The 14,341-nt window shown below is 60.5% G+C and carries 16 protein-coding genes; 9 read left to right on the forward strand and 7 right to left on the reverse strand.

Annotation, left to right across the window (positions count from 1 at the left end):
• From AC5I5B_RS17805 to AC5I5B_RS17820, 4 genes are all read right to left on the reverse strand, one after another.
• Complete coding sequence (locus tag AC5I5B_RS17805; RefSeq protein ID WP_003509580.1) at window positions 1–402, reverse strand: hypothetical protein; 402 nt, start codon at window positions 400–402, stop codon at window positions 1–3.
• Between the two features lie 39 nt (window positions 403–441).
• Complete coding sequence (locus AC5I5B_RS17810; RefSeq protein WP_003509581.1) at window positions 442–819, reverse strand: hypothetical protein; 378 nt, start codon at window positions 817–819, stop codon at window positions 442–444.
• Window positions 820–923: 104 nt separating this feature from the next.
• The gene (gene yghU, locus AC5I5B_RS17815; protein WP_495752775.1) at window positions 924–1,820 is read right to left on the reverse strand and encodes a glutathione-dependent disulfide-bond oxidoreductase; all 897 of its coding nucleotides are present in this window, start codon (window positions 1,818–1,820) and stop codon (window positions 924–926) included.
• A 102-nt stretch (window positions 1,821–1,922) separates the two neighbouring features.
• The gene (locus AC5I5B_RS17820; RefSeq protein WP_080864779.1) at window positions 1,923–3,455 is read right to left on the reverse strand and encodes an acyl-CoA carboxylase subunit beta; all 1,533 of its coding nucleotides are present in this window, start codon (window positions 3,453–3,455) and stop codon (window positions 1,923–1,925) included.
• 119 nt (window positions 3,456–3,574) lie between these two features.
• On the opposite strand from AC5I5B_RS17820, the gene AC5I5B_RS17825 reads away from it, so the two are divergent.
• Window positions 3,575–4,993 (forward strand): helix-turn-helix domain-containing protein, encoded by a 1,419-nt coding sequence (locus tag AC5I5B_RS17825; protein WP_003509584.1) that lies wholly within the window; start codon window positions 3,575–3,577, stop codon window positions 4,991–4,993.
• Between the two features lie 13 nt (window positions 4,994–5,006).
• Here AC5I5B_RS17825 and AC5I5B_RS17830 read toward each other — a convergent pair whose 3' ends face one another.
• Window positions 5,007–5,663 (reverse strand): DNA-3-methyladenine glycosylase family protein, encoded by a 657-nt coding sequence (locus AC5I5B_RS17830; RefSeq protein ID WP_162695481.1) that lies wholly within the window; start codon window positions 5,661–5,663, stop codon window positions 5,007–5,009.
• A 39-nt stretch (window positions 5,664–5,702) separates the two neighbouring features.
• Here AC5I5B_RS17830 and gluQRS point away from each other — a divergent pair, with 39 nt between their 5' ends.
• A complete protein-coding gene (gluQRS, locus tag AC5I5B_RS17835; protein ID WP_111833914.1) occupies window positions 5,703–6,602 on the forward strand; it encodes a tRNA glutamyl-Q(34) synthetase GluQRS in 900 nt (299 codons plus the stop codon).
• Here the strand turns inward: gluQRS and AC5I5B_RS17840 are convergent.
• A complete protein-coding gene (locus tag AC5I5B_RS17840) occupies window positions 6,570–7,487 on the reverse strand; it encodes a YihY/virulence factor BrkB family protein (RefSeq protein ID WP_003509587.1) in 918 nt (305 codons plus the stop codon). The two genes, gluQRS and AC5I5B_RS17840, sit on opposite strands and share 33 nt — an antisense overlap.
• Window positions 7,488–7,667: 180 nt before the next feature.
• Between AC5I5B_RS17840 and AC5I5B_RS17845 the strand changes: the two genes are divergently transcribed.
• The 7 genes from AC5I5B_RS17845 (at window position 7,668) to AC5I5B_RS17875 (ending at window position 12,985) form a co-directional block, all read left to right on the forward strand.
• Window positions 7,668–8,501, forward strand: coding sequence for an SDR family oxidoreductase (locus AC5I5B_RS17845; protein WP_111780484.1), 834 nt, complete (start codon window positions 7,668–7,670; stop codon window positions 8,499–8,501).
• 16 nt (window positions 8,502–8,517) lie between these two features.
• On the forward strand, window positions 8,518–8,715 hold the full coding sequence (locus tag AC5I5B_RS17850) for a twin transmembrane helix small protein (RefSeq protein ID WP_020812918.1): 198 nt from the start codon (window positions 8,518–8,520) through the stop codon (window positions 8,713–8,715).
• 1 nt (window position 8,716) lies between these two features.
• On the forward strand, window positions 8,717–9,295 hold the full coding sequence (locus AC5I5B_RS17855; RefSeq protein WP_020812917.1) for a cob(I)yrinic acid a,c-diamide adenosyltransferase: 579 nt from the start codon (window positions 8,717–8,719) through the stop codon (window positions 9,293–9,295).
• Window positions 9,296–9,327: 32 nt separating this feature from the next.
• The gene (locus AC5I5B_RS17860; RefSeq protein WP_020012151.1) at window positions 9,328–10,101 is read left to right on the forward strand and encodes a rhomboid family intramembrane serine protease; all 774 of its coding nucleotides are present in this window, start codon (window positions 9,328–9,330) and stop codon (window positions 10,099–10,101) included.
• Between the two features lie 184 nt (window positions 10,102–10,285).
• Window positions 10,286–11,032 carry an electron transfer flavoprotein subunit beta/FixA family protein gene (locus tag AC5I5B_RS17865; RefSeq protein WP_020812916.1) on the forward strand — a complete coding sequence of 249 codons (747 nt, stop codon included), beginning with the start codon at window positions 10,286–10,288 and terminating at the stop codon, window positions 11,030–11,032.
• A gap of 25 nt (window positions 11,033–11,057) precedes the next feature.
• Window positions 11,058–11,987, forward strand: a complete 930-nt coding sequence (locus AC5I5B_RS17870; RefSeq protein WP_495752776.1) for an electron transfer flavoprotein subunit alpha/FixB family protein — start codon at window positions 11,058–11,060, stop codon at window positions 11,985–11,987.
• 116 nt (window positions 11,988–12,103) lie between these two features.
• Window positions 12,104–12,985 carry a 3-hydroxybutyryl-CoA dehydrogenase gene (locus AC5I5B_RS17875; RefSeq protein WP_003509938.1) on the forward strand — a complete coding sequence of 294 codons (882 nt, stop codon included), beginning with the start codon at window positions 12,104–12,106 and terminating at the stop codon, window positions 12,983–12,985.
• A gap of 37 nt (window positions 12,986–13,022) precedes the next feature.
• Here AC5I5B_RS17875 and AC5I5B_RS17880 read toward each other — a convergent pair whose 3' ends face one another.
• Window positions 13,023–14,270: an MgtC/SapB family protein gene (locus AC5I5B_RS17880; protein ID WP_087745919.1), complete on the reverse strand. Its 1,248-nt coding sequence runs from the start codon at window positions 14,268–14,270 to the stop codon at window positions 13,023–13,025.
• Window positions 14,271–14,341 lie beyond the last annotated feature (71 nt).

Below are 14,341 nucleotides of genomic sequence, written 5' to 3' on the forward strand. Positions count from 1 at the left end.
TTATTCTCCCCTCGCATCGTCATCATCGTCGCGGAATTTCTTTTCATAGGGCATCATCAGGATCGCCGAGGCGGTGGCCGCCGCGCCGAACAGGGACGCGATGGGCACGACCACCAGCAATACCGGCACAACCGGATTTGCGGCGCGGCCGATGCGCGCGCCCAAACCGCCAATGTCGAGAAAAATCAGCGCTGCACCGACGCAGACGCCGATCAGCACGCCGACCGCCGCATTGAACGCCATGAAACGCAGCATCTGCCGGTGATCGAGCCGGGCAGCTTCCGGCGTCATCTTTGGCTTTGGATCACGACTGCCCGATGCTCTGCCCGCGTTACCGCCGCGACGTTGCCTCACCCAGCGTCGCAGCCATTGCAGGTCCATATGGAGTATGTCGACAATCATGTTCCTCCTCCCCCTCAGGAAAAATGCCGTCGCCTGCCCTCAAATCTCGAAAAAATTCTCGAATGATTCCGGGAAATTCTGCCGGGCAACGCGCTCATCGATGACCAGCATCGCCTGATAGGAAAGCGGATCGAAATTCTTTTCCGCAGGTATGACCTCACGGCCGAAAAGCAGGTTGAGGCGGGCGGCGTCGAGATTGCCGCGCTCGAAGGGCTCGGCACCAAAATGGTGCCAGAGTGAGTGCAGAAAGGCGGCATCGATGCGATGCTCCTTGGTATCGTTGCGCGCCCGGCGGGGTATCATCTTGATCGGTGTTACCCCTTTGGGGTTGGCGCGACGGATGGTGAACTGGACGCCCGTGCTCGGCATGCCGGAGGGAAATCCCTTGTGTTTGGTCATTTCGGGCAGGTTCGCCATCTTTAGTCCTTCCAGAACATTTCCAGTAAAAGCGGAATCGCTTTTACGTCCGGAAATGCGTCAATTCAAATAGTTAGAGCGCTTTTAGCGCTCTAATCTTTTCGTTATGCCTTGCCGATCCTGTCCTCAGTCTTCGTTTCGAAGTCGGAGGCATCATGGCGTTCATGCAATTGTTCGGACGGATCGCCCGAGGTTTTGTTGACGATCACACCGCGCTTGACCGCCGGGCGCTCGCCGATTTCAAGCGTCCAGCGCATGACGTTCTTATAGCTGTCCGCTTCAAGGAACGCACCGGCATCGCCATAGGCCTGACCGAGCGCGATCTTGCCATACCACGGCCAGACGGCCATATCGGCGATCGTATATTCCGAACCGGCGAGATAACGGTTGTCGGCGAGGTGCCGGTCCAGCACGTCGAGCTGGCGTTTGACCTCCATGGCGTAACGGTCGATCGCATATTTGATCTTCACCGGCGCATAGGCGTAAAAATGGCCGAAACCGCCGCCGAGGAAGGGGGCGGAGCCCATCTGCCAGAACAGCCAGTTCAGCGCCTGCGTGCGGGCATTGCCCTCCTTCGGCAGGAAGGCGACGAATTTTTCCGCGAGATAAACGAGAATGGAGCCACTTTCGAAAACACGCGTCGGCTCAGGGGTTGAATGATCCATCAGCGCCGGGATCTTGGAATTCGGATTGACGCCGACGAAACCGGAACCGAACTGGTCGCCTTCGCCGATCTTGATCAGCCACGCATCATAATCTGCGCCCTTGTGGCCGGCAGCCAGCAATTCTTCCAGCATGATGGTGACCTTCTGGCCGTTCGGCGTCGCCAGCGAATAAAGCTGCAGCGGGTGCTTGCCGACGGGCAGTTTCTTCTCATGGGTGGGACCGGCGATCGGACGGTTGATATTGGCGAACTGGCCGCCATTGCCCTTATCCCAGGTCCAGACCTTGGGCACTTCATATCCGGCGGGGAAATTATCTGCGGAGGAATTTTCGGCCATGAAAAACTGTCCTTGTGCGTTTCGGGAGGACATCCGGAAATCCGGGCGCCTGAACATCCATATAGTAAGGTGGCCGAAGCATTTTTCCAGCCCTGCAGCAAATCAGAGCGGAATGGTGTCGTGTTTCTTCCAGCGGGTTTCGACGCTCTTGTTGCGCAGCGACGCGAAGGCGCGGGCGATGCGGCGGCGTGAGGAATGCGGCATGATGACCTCATCGATGAAACCGCGTTCCGCCGCCACGAAGGGATTGGCGAAACGCTCCTCATATTCTTTCGTGCGCGCGGCAATCTTCTCGGGATCGGCAAGCTCGGAACGATAGAGGATTTCGGCCGCTCCTTTTGCTCCCATCACGGCGATTTCCGCCGTCGGCCAGGCGTAGTTCACATCCGCACCGATATGTTTGGACGCCATCACGTCATAGGCGCCGCCATAGGCCTTGCGGGTGATCAGCGTCACCATCGGCACCGTCGCCTCCGAATAGGCGAAGAGAAGTTTAGCCCCGTGCTTGATGACGCCGCCATATTCCTGCGCCGTTCCCGGCAGGAAACCCGGCACATCCACCAGCGTCAGCAGCGGAATGTTGAAGGCATCGCAGAAGCGCACGAAACGGGCGGCCTTGCGCGAGGCGTCGATATCGAGGCAGCCGGCCAGCACCATCGGCTGGTTGGCGACAACCCCCACCGTCTGGCCTTCGAGGCGAATGAAGCCGGTGATAATGTTGCGGGCAAAGGCTTCCTGCAGCTCGAAGAAGTCTCCCTCATCGGCCAGCGCGTGGATCAGTTCCTTCATGTCGTAGGGTTTGTTGGAACTGTCAGGGATCAGCGTATCGAGACGTGCCTCCAGCCGCGCCGGATCGTCATGAAACGGCCGGACAGGTGGTTTTTCGCGATTGTTGAGCGGCAGAAAATCGAACAGCAGCCGCACATGTTCCAGCGTCTCGATGTCGTTTTCATAAGCGCCGTCAGCGACGGAGGATTTTCTCGTATGGGTGGAGGCACCGCCAAGCTCTTCCGCTGTGACGATCTCGTTCGTCACGGTCTTCACCACATCCGGCCCGGTCACGAACATGTAGGAGGTATCGCGCACCATGAAGATGAAATCGGTCATGGCAGGCGAATAGACAGCACCACCCGCACAAGGCCCCATGATAACTGATATCTGCGGCACGACGCCGGAGGCGACGACATTGCGCTTGAACACATCGGCATAACCGCCGAGCGAGGCCACACCCTCCTGGATACGCGCACCGCCGGAATCGTTCAGCCCGATCACCGGCGCACCATTGCGCACCGCCATATCCATGATCTTGCAGATCTTCTGCGCATGGGTTTCCGACAGCGAACCGCCGAGCACGGTGAAATCCTGCGAGAAAACATAGACCTGCCGGCCATTGATGGTGCCCCAGCCGGTGACGACGCCGTCACCTGCAATCTTCTGGCCCGCCATGCCGAAATCCACCGCCCGGTGGGTGACGTACATGTCGTATTCTTCGAAGGAACCTTCATCCAAGAGCACGTCGATACGCTCGCGCGCCGTCAGCTTGCCCTTGGCGTGTTGCGCCTCAATGCGCTTGACGCCGCCGCCGAGCCGCGCCTCTTCCCGCCGCGTTTCCAACTGCTCCAGAATGCCGGGCATGTTTCCTCCATGCGTTGTCATTACGATCCATAGCCCAGAAAATAGTCTGCCAGAAGCCTTGATCGTGCGCGTATGCGTGCCATAAATATTTGCAATATTTAATTTTGCAAAGTTGCAATATGGCGACGGAAAAACTCTTCATCGGCCGCAAGGTGCGCGGCCTTCGCGAAAACGCCCGCGCCACGCAGGCGCAATTTGCCGAGCGGCTGGGCATCTCCGCGAGCTACCTGAACCAGATCGAAAACAATCAACGCCCGGTTTCGGCCAGCGTTCTGGTGACGCTCGTGGAAAAATTCCAGCTTGATATGGCGGAACTGGCGACGGGCGAAAGCGACCGGCTGGTTTCCGCCGTGCGTGAGGCGCTGAAAGATCCGCTCTTCATGAACTACGAACCGGGCCTTCAGGAACTGAAACTGATCGCCCAGAACGCGCCGGGTTTTGCCCATGCGCTGCTGCGCGCCCATCAGGCCTATCGCCAGAACAGCGAGCAGCTGGTGCAGCTGGATGACCGGCTGGGCCGCGGAACCGCGCAGGTGGAAAGAACCCCCTATGAGGAGGTGCGCGATTTCTTCCACTTCGTCGACAATTACGTCGCCGAGATCGACCTTCTGGCCGAAGAGCTGGCGGAAGAACTGGAGATAGAAGGCGGCGAGACCTACGGCATTCTGGCCGCGCATCTGCGCAACCGTTACGGCATCCATATCACAAGAACGGAGGCGGCAGGCGGGTTGATCCGGCATTTCGACCCCGCCGGCAAAACGCTCGCTCTCAGCTCCTACATGGCCGCGCCGACCCGCTGTTTTCAGCTTGCATTGCAGATCGCCCAGCTTCACGCCGGCGCGACGGTGGACAGGGTGCTGGCCGGTGCCGGATTCCGCAATGTGGAAGCGGCGGAAATCTGTCGTATCGGACTGCACAATTATTTCGCCGCAGCCCTCATCCTGCCCTATGGGCAATTTCATCGGGCGGCTCAGGAACTGCGTCACGATCTGGAGCTTCTCGCCGTGCGCTTCGGCGCGAGCCTTGAGCAGGTGGCCCACCGGCTGAGCACCTTGCAGCGCCCGGGCATGAAAGGCGTGCCGATCTTTTTCGCCAAGATCGACCGCGCCGGCAACATTACCAAACGCCACAGCGCCACGCGGCTGCAATTTGCCCGTTTCGGGGCGGCCTGTCCGCTTTGGAATATCCATCAGGCTTTCGAAAGCTCCGACAGGATCGTGCGGCAACTGGCGGAAACGCCTGACGGCGTGCGCTATCTTTCCATCGCCACGCAAATCGAGAAAGCTGGCGCGGGTTTCGATACGGAAAGACCACGTTACGCCATCGCGCTTGGCTGCGAAATTTCCCATGCGCAGAATTTCGTTTATGCCGATACGCTCGATCTCGGCAATGCGGCATCCTTCAAACCGATCGGCATTTCCTGTCGGGTCTGCGAAAGGGTGGATTGCGTGCAACGCGCCGTACCGCCGTTGAAACGCAAGCTGCATTTCGATCATCTGTCGCGTGGCGCGCTGCCCTACCGGATCGCCGACTTCTAGCGCCGCGGGAACATCACGGCAAAGGCACCATGGCGCGCCGCATAATGTTGGCATAATAGCCCCAGAAAAGCCGGGCGGCGACGGAGCGCCAAGGCGACCAGAGTGCCGCACGCTCCGCCAGCCATTTCGCTTCCGGCCTCACCTCCAGATCAAGCGCGTGGGCCACCGCCGATCTCAGCGCCACATCGCCGACCGGGAAAATATCCGGATGCCCGCCGCAAAACATCAGGTAGACTTCCGCCGTCCACGGGCCGATGCCACGAAGCGCTACCAGCTCGGAGAACGCCGCACCCGCCTCCTGGCGCACCACGCCGTCAAGGTCGATCTGCCTTTCCGTAACGGCGCGCGCCAGCCCTTCCAGCGTCGTCGCCTTGGCCCGGGAAAGGCCGAAGCCAGCGCGCAATTCCTCGGGTGCGCCGAGATAATTTTCCGCCGTGACCACGCCGCCGGTGCCGGTAAGGATACGCGCCCATATGGCGTTGGCGCTGGCGCGCGACACCATCTGCGACACGACGATATGGGCAAGGCCGGCAAAGCCGGGCTCGTGAATGCGCAGCTCCAGCGGACCGGCTTTTTCGATAATGAGGCTGAGAGCCGGATCGAGGTGGGCGAGATGCTCCAGCCCTTCGCTGATGTCATCCATCCCGGTAATGATTTTCATATCCGTCATTCCATATGCCGCCAGCCGGCTGGTGGGGCGCTTTAAAACATGGCAGAAGAAACCATGCCTTCGCCTTTCCGTCAAAAACCGGTTTACCGTTTTGCGCCAAGCCCCAACGGCCTGCTGCATCTCGGCCACGCGCTTTCCGCCTTCCTGAACCATGACATGGCGCAGGACAATGGCGGCCGCTTTCTGCTGCGCATCGAGGATATCGACCAGACGCGCTGCACGCCGGAGCTGGAACAGGCGATCCATGATGATCTCGGCTGGCTGGGACTTTCCTGGGAAGAGCCGGTGCGGCGGCAATCGGAACATTTCGATGAGTATCGCGCGGCGCTGGACATGTTGATCGACGCGGGCCTCGCCTATCCGGCTTTTCTCAGCCGTGGGGAAACCAAGGCCATCGTTCGTATTTTTGAGGCGGAGGGAGGGCTCTGGCCACGCGATCCTGATGACGCGCCGCTTTACCCGGCCATAGACCGGGAGAGGCCAAAGGCGGAGCGGGATGCGCTGCTCGCCTCCGGCCGACCGCACGCCTGGCGGCTCGACATGGAAAAGGCGATGCACGCCGCCGGCATCCCTCTGTTCTGGCAGGAGAGCGGCGACGGCGGGACCGGGCAGATCGAGGCCCTTCCCGCGCTCTGGGGCGATGTGGTGCTGTCGCGTTCCGACGCGCCTTCGAGCTATCATCTCTCCGTTGTGGTTGACGATGCGCTGCAGGGCATCACCCATGTGGTGCGCGGCATGGATCTCTTCCACGCAACCGCCATCCACCGGCTGCTGCAACACCTGCTGGACCTGCCGCAGCCCGCCTATCACCATCACCGGCTTATTTTGGGCGCAGACGGCCGCAAGCTTTCGAAAAGCGAAGGCAGCACCGGCCTTTCCGCCCTGCGGGCGGAAGGGGCGACGTCCTCAGATATCCGCCGGCTTGTCGGTCTCTTCTAGCGCCCGCTCCCGGCGCGCGCCGCTGCCGCCGATATTGCGGCGGATGATCTGCCGCACCTTGTATTTCATCAGCGCGGCATTGACCTCCGCACCGAGCATGAAGATGACGCCGACCATATAAAGAAACACCAGAACCACCATGACGGAGGCAAGACCGGCATAGGTGGCGGCATAATTGGCGAAGGTGGAGAGATAATAGGCGAAGATCGCCGCGCCGATGACCCAGAAGATCATCGTCAAGAGAATGCCCGGCCAGACATCCCAGATACGGCGTTTGCCGGCGGGCAGCCAAAGATGCGCGGCCACCAGCCCCGCCGTCAGAACCACGATGGTGCCGTAAAGACCAAGGCTGGAGATGGTGTTCAGCACATCCGTCAGCCACGGGAACCGCTGCTCGGCAAAAGAGGTGGCAACCGGCACGGCAACAAGCACGATGCTGATGCCGGCAAAGACGACCACGGCGATCAGCACATAAAGCAGGCTGAGCAGGCGGGTGATATACCACCATCGCGTTTCGGTGACACGATAGGCGCGGTTGAGCGAAATTCGGAGCGCCTCGACGCCATTGGAAGCAAAATAGGCGGCGGCCAGCACCGAAATCGTCAGCAGCCCGCCGCGCGGAATGGTCAGCACCTGCTGCACCTGCGCCGCCAGCGGCCCGGCAATCGCCTCAGGCCAGGTGTCGAAAATCAGATGCACCGCCGTTTCGGAAAACTGGTCAGCGCCGAGAAAACCGGCAAGCGCCGTACCGAAGATCAGAAAGGGGAACAGCGCCAGCAGGATGGAAAGCGCCATATGGCTCGCCATCGCCCAGCCGTCATCCTCGGCGAAATGGGAATAGGCATCGAAGGCAACCTTGCCTGCCAGGCGCACTGCGGCAACCATGTCACCTCCATTCATCGGCATTTCATTTGTAACTTCGTCCCGAATATGGGAAATCAGCTTCGCTTTGTACAGCGCGCAAGCCCGGCTTTCGGTTCCGTCACTGAGAAGGATTTTGCGCAATGCGTTTTCCATGGGCCGGTCAAACGGGCCAGAGCGATAGTCGGTTTCCCGGAGCGGCAGATGTCTGAAAAGCCCGTCATCATCATCACCGGATGTTCCTCGGGCATCGGCGCTTATTGCGCCGGCGCGCTCCACCGGGACGGCTGGCGGGTTTTCGCCACCGTGCGCCGTATCGCCGACATGGCCGCGCTTGAAAATCAGGGCATCGAAACCCTGATCATGGATTACACCAAGCCCGAAACCATCGCCGCGCTGGTGGATACCGTCGCCGCCCGAACCGGCGGCCGCATCGATGCGCTTTTCAACAACGGCGCCTATGGCCAGCCGGGCGCGGTGGAGGACCTGCCTGTCGAAGCGCTGAGAGCCCAGTTCGAAACCAATGTCTTCGGCTGGCACGATCTGACACGGCGGGTCATTCCCTTCATGCGCGCCCGCGGCGTCGGCCGCATCGTGCATTGCTCCTCCATTCTCGGCCTCGTGCCCTATCGTTATCGCGGCGCTTACACCGCTTCGAAATTCGCGCTTGAGGGGCTGGGCGTCACCTTGCGCATGGAGCTTCAGGGCAGCGGCATCCATGTGAGCCTGATCGAACCCGGTCCCATCACCTCGAAATTCACCACGACGGCGCTTGCCCATATCAACGAGCATATCGATCTCGAAAATTCGGCCCATGCGGCGGAATATAAACGCCAGCTGGCGCGCATGGATGGCTCCGGTCCCGTCAACCGTCACAAGCTTGGTCCCGATGCGGTTTATGCCGTGCTGAAACACGCCCTGACGGCGGCAAAACCGAAGCCGCATTATCCCGTCACGGTGCCAGCCAAACAGGGGCTTATCCTGAAACGGCTCTTGCCTGCCGGACTTTTCTATCGTCTGCTGCGCAGATTCGATTGAGGAGGAGTAATACCGCATGTCCGGCTTCACCACCGTTCTGGCCCTTATCGTCATGGGCCTCGTCGTCATCGTGCTGATACGCGGCCTCTTCAACATGCTGAAGGGGCAGGATGCCAACCGGTCCAACAAGCTGATGCAGCTTCGCCTTCTCCTGCAGGCCGTCGCCATCGTGCTGATCATGCTCACCCTCTGGCTCACCGGCGGTGGCCGTTGACATGGTGAAACTGAATAAGATCTACACCCGCACCGGCGACAAAGGGACGACCGCGCTGGTTTCCGGCCCGCGCCGGCTGAAGCACGATCTTCGCGTCGAGGCCTACGGCACGGTGGACGAGACCAATTCGGCCATCGGCGTCGCGCGACTGCATACGGGCGGGCTGGAACGGCTGGATGCCATGCTCTTCCGCATCCAGAACGATCTGTTCGATCTCGGCGCCGATCTCGCCACGCCTGATAGTGGAGAGCCGCTTTCTTATGAGCCGCTGCGCATCGTCGAAAGCCAGGTCACCCGGCTGGAAAATGAAATCGACGAACTCAATGCCGCCCTCGAACCGCTGACCTCTTTCGTGCTGCCGGGCGGCAGCGCGGCAGCGGCCAATCTGCACTTGGCGCGCACCGTCTGCCGCCGGGCGGAGAGGCTGATGGTAGAGCTTTCCGTTTCCGAGAATGAGATCGTCAGCCCGGCGGCGCTGAAATATGCCAATCGCCTGTCCGATTTCCTGTTCGTCGCGGCCCGTTTCGCCAATGATGCCGGCAAGGCCGACATATTGTGGGTTCCGGGCAAGAACCGCTAGATCGCATCACTTGCGCAAATGAAGGACGTTCCATGTTCATACCGCTGCACGATGCGAACTCCCTCAAACATATCCGGCTGCAATATGTCACCATCGGCCTGATTGTGGTCAATGTGCTGGTCTGGCTGTTTACCGGCGTGCTTGCCAGCGATACCGAGGCCAATGCCGCAGCGCTCGGCCTTGGTTTCATTCCGGCCGTGGTGTTCGACTACGCCTATCTGGAACCGGCCCTGCAGGTGGTGCCCGACGATCTGACCGTTGTCACTTACGCATTCCTGCATCTCGATTTCTGGCATCTGGCCGGCAACATGCTGTTTCTCTGGGTCTTCGGCGACAATGTCGAGGACGCGCTTGGCCATTTCCGTTTCCTGATCTTCTATCTTGCCTGCGCCATTGTCGGCGCGCTGTTTCACGGCGTCGTCTCACCCACATCGGAAGGGCCGCTGATCGGCGCTTCGGGTGCGGTTTCCGGTGTCGTCGCGGCCTATTTCCTGCTGCATCCCAGGGTGCGTGTCTGGGTGCTGGTTCTCATGCGTATTCCGCTTCCTTTGCCCGCCTTCATTCCGCTGGCGCTGTGGATTGGCCAGCAGTTCCTGATGCTGGCGCTGGGGCTTGAAGAAAACGTCTCCTGGGGCGCCCATGTCGGCGGCATAATTGCAGGTGCGATCCTGGTGGTTTTCATGCGCAGGCGAGGCGTGCCCCTGTTTGACCGAACCATTGTTGCGCCGAGGGCGGCGCAGTTCAAGAATACGTCGCAAACAACAGGGTTGTCGCAAATCGAACGGGGCTATGACGGGGGTAGATGAGACCCTGCGTCAGAGATAGAGTATTTACGTTAACGTCAACGTAAGATATGCCTTACGTGCATGTGATAATGAAGATTGCTCCGTTGTATTTGCGGGAAAAATGCTTATCCATGTCGCCAACCTGTTTTTGGAGGTCCGCGCGGTCAACTGGCCAAAGCGGACAGGAGTTTGAGGAAAGCCGCCGATGAAAATCCTTGTCCCCGTTAAACGAGTCGTCGATTACAACGTGAAAATCCGCGTGAAAGCGGATGGTTCTGGCGTTGAGCTTGCCAATGTGAAGATGTCGATGAACCCGTTCGACGAAATCTCGGTGGAAGAGGCCCTTCGCTTGAAGGAAGCCGGCAAGGCCGAAGAAGTCGTGGTCGTCTCCATCGGCCCGGCCAAGGCGGAAGAAACGCTGCGCACCGCGCTCGCCATGGGTGCCGACCGCGCCATCCTCATCGAGACCGACGAAACGGTTGAGCCGCTCGCCGTCGCCAAGCTGCTGAAGGGTGTCGCTGAGGCTGAACAGCCCGGTCTCGTCATCGTCGGCAAGCAGGCGATCGACGACGACAGCAACCAGACCGGCCAGATGCTGGCCGCCCTTCTCGGCTGGGGCCAGGGCACGTTTGCCTCCAAGGTCGTACCATCAGATGGCAAGGTCGCGGTCACCCGCGAAGTCGATGGCGGTTTGCAGACGATCGAGCTGAAACTTCCCGCCGTCGTCACCACCGACCTGCGCCTGAACGAGCCGCGTTACGCCTCGCTGCCGAACATCATGAAGGCGAAAAAGAAGCCGCTCGACAAGAAGGCTCCGGCCGATTTCGGCGTCGATGTTTCGCCGCGCCTGAAGGTGCTGAAGACCGAAGAACCTGCGGGCCGCAAGGCCGGCATCAAGGTTGGCTCGGTTGCCGAGCTGGTCGAAAAGCTTAAAGCCGACGGCGTCCTCTAAGGTTTCGGAAAAGGGAGATATTCTTATGGCCATTCTTCTTCTGGCAGAACACGACAACGCAACCCTTTCCGACCTGACGGCGAAGACGCTGACGGCGGCAGCGCAGATTGGCGGCGACGTCCATGTGCTGGTTGCCGGCGCCAATGCCAAGGGCGCTGCCGACGCTGCCGCGAAACTCTCCGGTGTGTCCAAGGTGCTGCTTGCCGAAGACGCATCCTATGCCAACGCGCTCGCCGAGCCGCTGGCGGCGCTGGTTGTTTCGCTCAGCCCCTCCTATGACGTCATCATCGCCCCGGCGACGGCATCCGCCAAGAACGTGACGCCGCGCGTTGCGGCCCTTCTCGACGTGGCCCAGGTCTCGGAAATCATCGAGGTCGTCAGCCCTGATACCTTCAAGCGCCCGATCTATGCCGGCAACGCCATCCAGACGGTGCAGGCAACCGACGCCAAGAAGGTCATCACCGTGCGTCCGACCGCCTTTGCGGCAGCGGCAGAAGGCGGTTCGGCAGCGGTCGAAACCATCGGCGCGGCCGCAAACCCCGGCCTTTCCAGCTTCGTTTCCGATGCCCTGGCGTCGTCCGACCGTCCGGAACTGACCTCTGCGAAGATCATCATCTCGGGCGGCCGCGCGCTTGGTTCTTCCGAGAAGTTCAGGGAAGTCATCCTTCCAGTCGCCGACAAGCTCGGTGCAGCCGTTGGCGCATCGCGCGCAGCCGTCGATGCCGGTTATGCGCCGAACGACTGGCAGGTGGGCCAGACCGGCAAGGTGGTTGCCCCGCAGCTTTACATCGCCGCAGGCATTTCGGGCGCCATCCAGCATCTGGCCGGCATGAAGGACTCGAAGGTTATCGTCGCCATCAACAAGGATGAAGAAGCGCCGATCTTCCAGGTTGCGGATTACGGCCTCGTCGCCGATCTGTTCGAAGCCTTGCCGGAACTCGAAAAATCGCTGTAATTTAAGCATAAATTGGAGGCGGCGCGTTTTTTAAACGCGCCGCCTTCTCTTTTTCGGCGATATGCGTAACATCGCCGGCAATAACGCAGACAAAATCCCTGAGAGGAGACCAACCTATGACCGCCCCCTTTAAAAACATCGGTGTCATCGGAGCCGGTCAGATGGGATGCGGCATTGCACATGTCTCCGCCATCGCCGGTTACAGGGTCCATATCTACGATCTTTCCAAGGAAGGCATCGAGGCCGGTCTCGCCACGATCAACGGCAATCTCGCCCGCCAGGTCACCAACGGCAAGCTTTCGGACGACGCCCGCAAGCAGGCGCTGGCGCTGATCAGCGGATCGACTGATATCAATGATCTGGCAGCCATGGATCTCGTCATTGAGGCCGCGACGGAAAATGAAGAGATCAAGCGCAAGATTTATGCGCAGGTCTGCCCGGTCCTGAAGCCCGAAGCGCTGCTCGCCACCAATACGTCTTCGCTCTCCATCACTCGCCTTGCATCCGCCACCGATCGTCCCGAGCAGTTCATGGGCATCCACTTCATGAACCCGGTGCCGGTCATGAAGCTGGTGGAACTGGTGCGCGGCATCGCCACCAATGAAAAGACTTTCGACGCGGCAAAGGATTATGTGCGGACGCTGGAAAAGGCGATCACCGTCGCCGAGGATTTCCCGGCCTTCATCGTCAACCGCATCCTGCTGCCGATGATCAACGAGGCGATCTACACGCTCTATGAAGGCGTCGGCTCGGTGGAAGCCATCGACACCGCCATGCGCCTCGGTGCCAACCACCCGATGGGACCGCTGCAGCTTGCCGATTTCATCGGTCTCGACACCTGTTTGTCGATCATGCAGGTACTGCATGACGGTCTCTCCGACAGCAAATACCGTCCCTGCCCACTGCTGGTCAAATATGTCGAGGCCGGCTGGCTCGGCCGCAAATCAGGCCGCGGATTCTACGACTATCGCGGCGAGACGCCGGTCCCCACGCGCTGAGCCCGGACCAATATCGTCTCTGCCTTCGGCTGAACTCTCAGGCAATCAGCAGATAAGTGACCGCTCCGGCGCCGGCGGCGAGGACGGATGCGGCCGTGAGCAACCCGCAATAAACGAGCGTTCCGGAAACGGCCGCGACGAATACGCGGCCTACCGCGTTTGCGGCGAGAGCGGCGAGAATTGCGCTCGCCACGATATCAGGCGAAAGATTCTGCGCGTTGGCTCGCAACGCACTGAGAACGGCGACATCGGCATCGAATATGGCCGACAAAGCCGTGAGGGCGATGAAACCACCCGTGCCGATCCAGACGAGAAGAACGGCATTCAGCGTTCGCGTTGCAGCAAAGAGCGCGGCGAAGATGGCAAGGGGCACCAAGTCGAACGGATTTTTTGCGTCGATTTCCTGTCCGGGCTGCGTGTCCTGCAGTCTTATCAGGCCGGCGCCGCTCAATCCGAGAACCAGTGCAGCGGTCAGCGTTGCCGGTGCGATGAGGGAAAACGTCGTCAGCGAGAGGGCGAGGACGATAGCGAGAACCCGAAGCAGCGATACAGCCGCGGCCAGCGCCGCCACACCGGCAAGAGGCCAGACGTTTTCGCCGCTTTTCGCCTTCTGCCCGAAGCTGGCGGTTACGGCGGTCGATGAAACCAGAGCACCCGCCAGCCCGGTCACCAGCAGGCCGCGGGTTGAGCCGAGCAACCGCACGGCAATATAGCCGCAATAGGAAATCGTGGCGCTGAGCACGGTGAACAGCCATATTTCCCAGGGGTTGAAACCGCCCCACGGATCGATTGTCCGGTTTGGAAGGATCGACAGGCCGACGGCGGTCATCACTGCAAGCACCAGTGCGGAGCGCAGCTCGATCCATGTCAGCCGTTTCAGCAGACGGTGGAGAACTTCCCTGCCCGCAAGCAATGCCGCAAGGGCCGCGCCACCAGCAGCCGCCGCCTGATATTGCTCCGTTACCGCAAGCCCGCCGAGGGCAAAGACGCAGAGCGCCGCAACCACGCCGGTGACACTGAAATCATTGTCATGGCGCGCCTCACGCAGCTTGAACCACGAAAAACTGAATGCGAAACCCAAAAAACCCGCCGCAAAGGCGAAGGCATTGCCCTGCTCATCGGCCAAGATGCCGAAGATGCCACCGAGCAAGCCGGCAATGCCATAGGTCCTGATCCCGGCGGTACGGCTGCCCGACGGCGCATCACGCTCCCGCCAGCCGCGCTCAAGGCCGACGAGCAGGCCGATGGCAAGGGCAAGACCAAGCCGGGGGATAAGCAACTCCATGTCGGCACCTATTCCATGGCGGAAGCAGGATCATTATACGGGGCGGACGCTGGCTTGTCTGCACCGGCCCA

It is taken from the genome of Agrobacterium sp. (genome assembly GCF_059499945.1).

What these genes read in the sequence shown, in the direction of transcription:
- AC5I5B_RS17845 (WP_111780484.1), top strand. Translation starts at nt 7,668, where the DNA reads ATGTCTGAAAAGCCCGTCATCATCATCACCGGATGTTCCTCGGGCATC.
- AC5I5B_RS17865 (WP_020812916.1), top strand. Translation starts at nt 10,286, where the DNA reads ATGAAAATCCTTGTCCCCGTTAAACGAGTCGTCGATTACAACGTGAAA.
- AC5I5B_RS17875 (WP_003509938.1), top strand. Translation starts at nt 12,104, where the DNA reads ATGACCGCCCCCTTTAAAAACATCGGTGTCATCGGAGCCGGTCAGATG.
- AC5I5B_RS17825 (WP_003509584.1), top strand. Translation starts at nt 3,575, where the DNA reads ATGGCGACGGAAAAACTCTTCATCGGCCGCAAGGTGCGCGGCCTTCGC.
- yghU (WP_495752775.1), bottom strand. Translation starts at nt 1,820, where the DNA reads ATGGCCGAAAATTCCTCCGCAGATAATTTCCCCGCCGGATATGAAGTG.
- AC5I5B_RS17830 (WP_162695481.1), bottom strand. Translation starts at nt 5,663, where the DNA reads ATGACGGATATGAAAATCATTACCGGGATGGATGACATCAGCGAAGGG.
- AC5I5B_RS17850 (WP_020812918.1), top strand. Translation starts at nt 8,518, where the DNA reads ATGTCCGGCTTCACCACCGTTCTGGCCCTTATCGTCATGGGCCTCGTC.
- AC5I5B_RS17810 (WP_003509581.1), bottom strand. Translation starts at nt 819, where the DNA reads ATGGCGAACCTGCCCGAAATGACCAAACACAAGGGATTTCCCTCCGGC.
- AC5I5B_RS17870 (WP_495752776.1), top strand. Translation starts at nt 11,058, where the DNA reads ATGGCCATTCTTCTTCTGGCAGAACACGACAACGCAACCCTTTCCGAC.
- AC5I5B_RS17840 (WP_003509587.1), bottom strand. Translation starts at nt 7,487, where the DNA reads ATGGTTGCCGCAGTGCGCCTGGCAGGCAAGGTTGCCTTCGATGCCTAT.
- AC5I5B_RS17880 (WP_087745919.1), bottom strand. Translation starts at nt 14,270, where the DNA reads ATGGAGTTGCTTATCCCCCGGCTTGGTCTTGCCCTTGCCATCGGCCTG.
- AC5I5B_RS17820 (WP_080864779.1), bottom strand. Translation starts at nt 3,455, where the DNA reads ATGCCCGGCATTCTGGAGCAGTTGGAAACGCGGCGGGAAGAGGCGCGG.
- AC5I5B_RS17855 (WP_020812917.1), top strand. Translation starts at nt 8,717, where the DNA reads ATGGTGAAACTGAATAAGATCTACACCCGCACCGGCGACAAAGGGACG.
- AC5I5B_RS17860 (WP_020012151.1), top strand. Translation starts at nt 9,328, where the DNA reads ATGTTCATACCGCTGCACGATGCGAACTCCCTCAAACATATCCGGCTG.
- AC5I5B_RS17805 (WP_003509580.1), bottom strand. Translation starts at nt 402, where the DNA reads ATGATTGTCGACATACTCCATATGGACCTGCAATGGCTGCGACGCTGG.
- gluQRS (WP_111833914.1), top strand. Translation starts at nt 5,703, where the DNA reads ATGGCAGAAGAAACCATGCCTTCGCCTTTCCGTCAAAAACCGGTTTAC.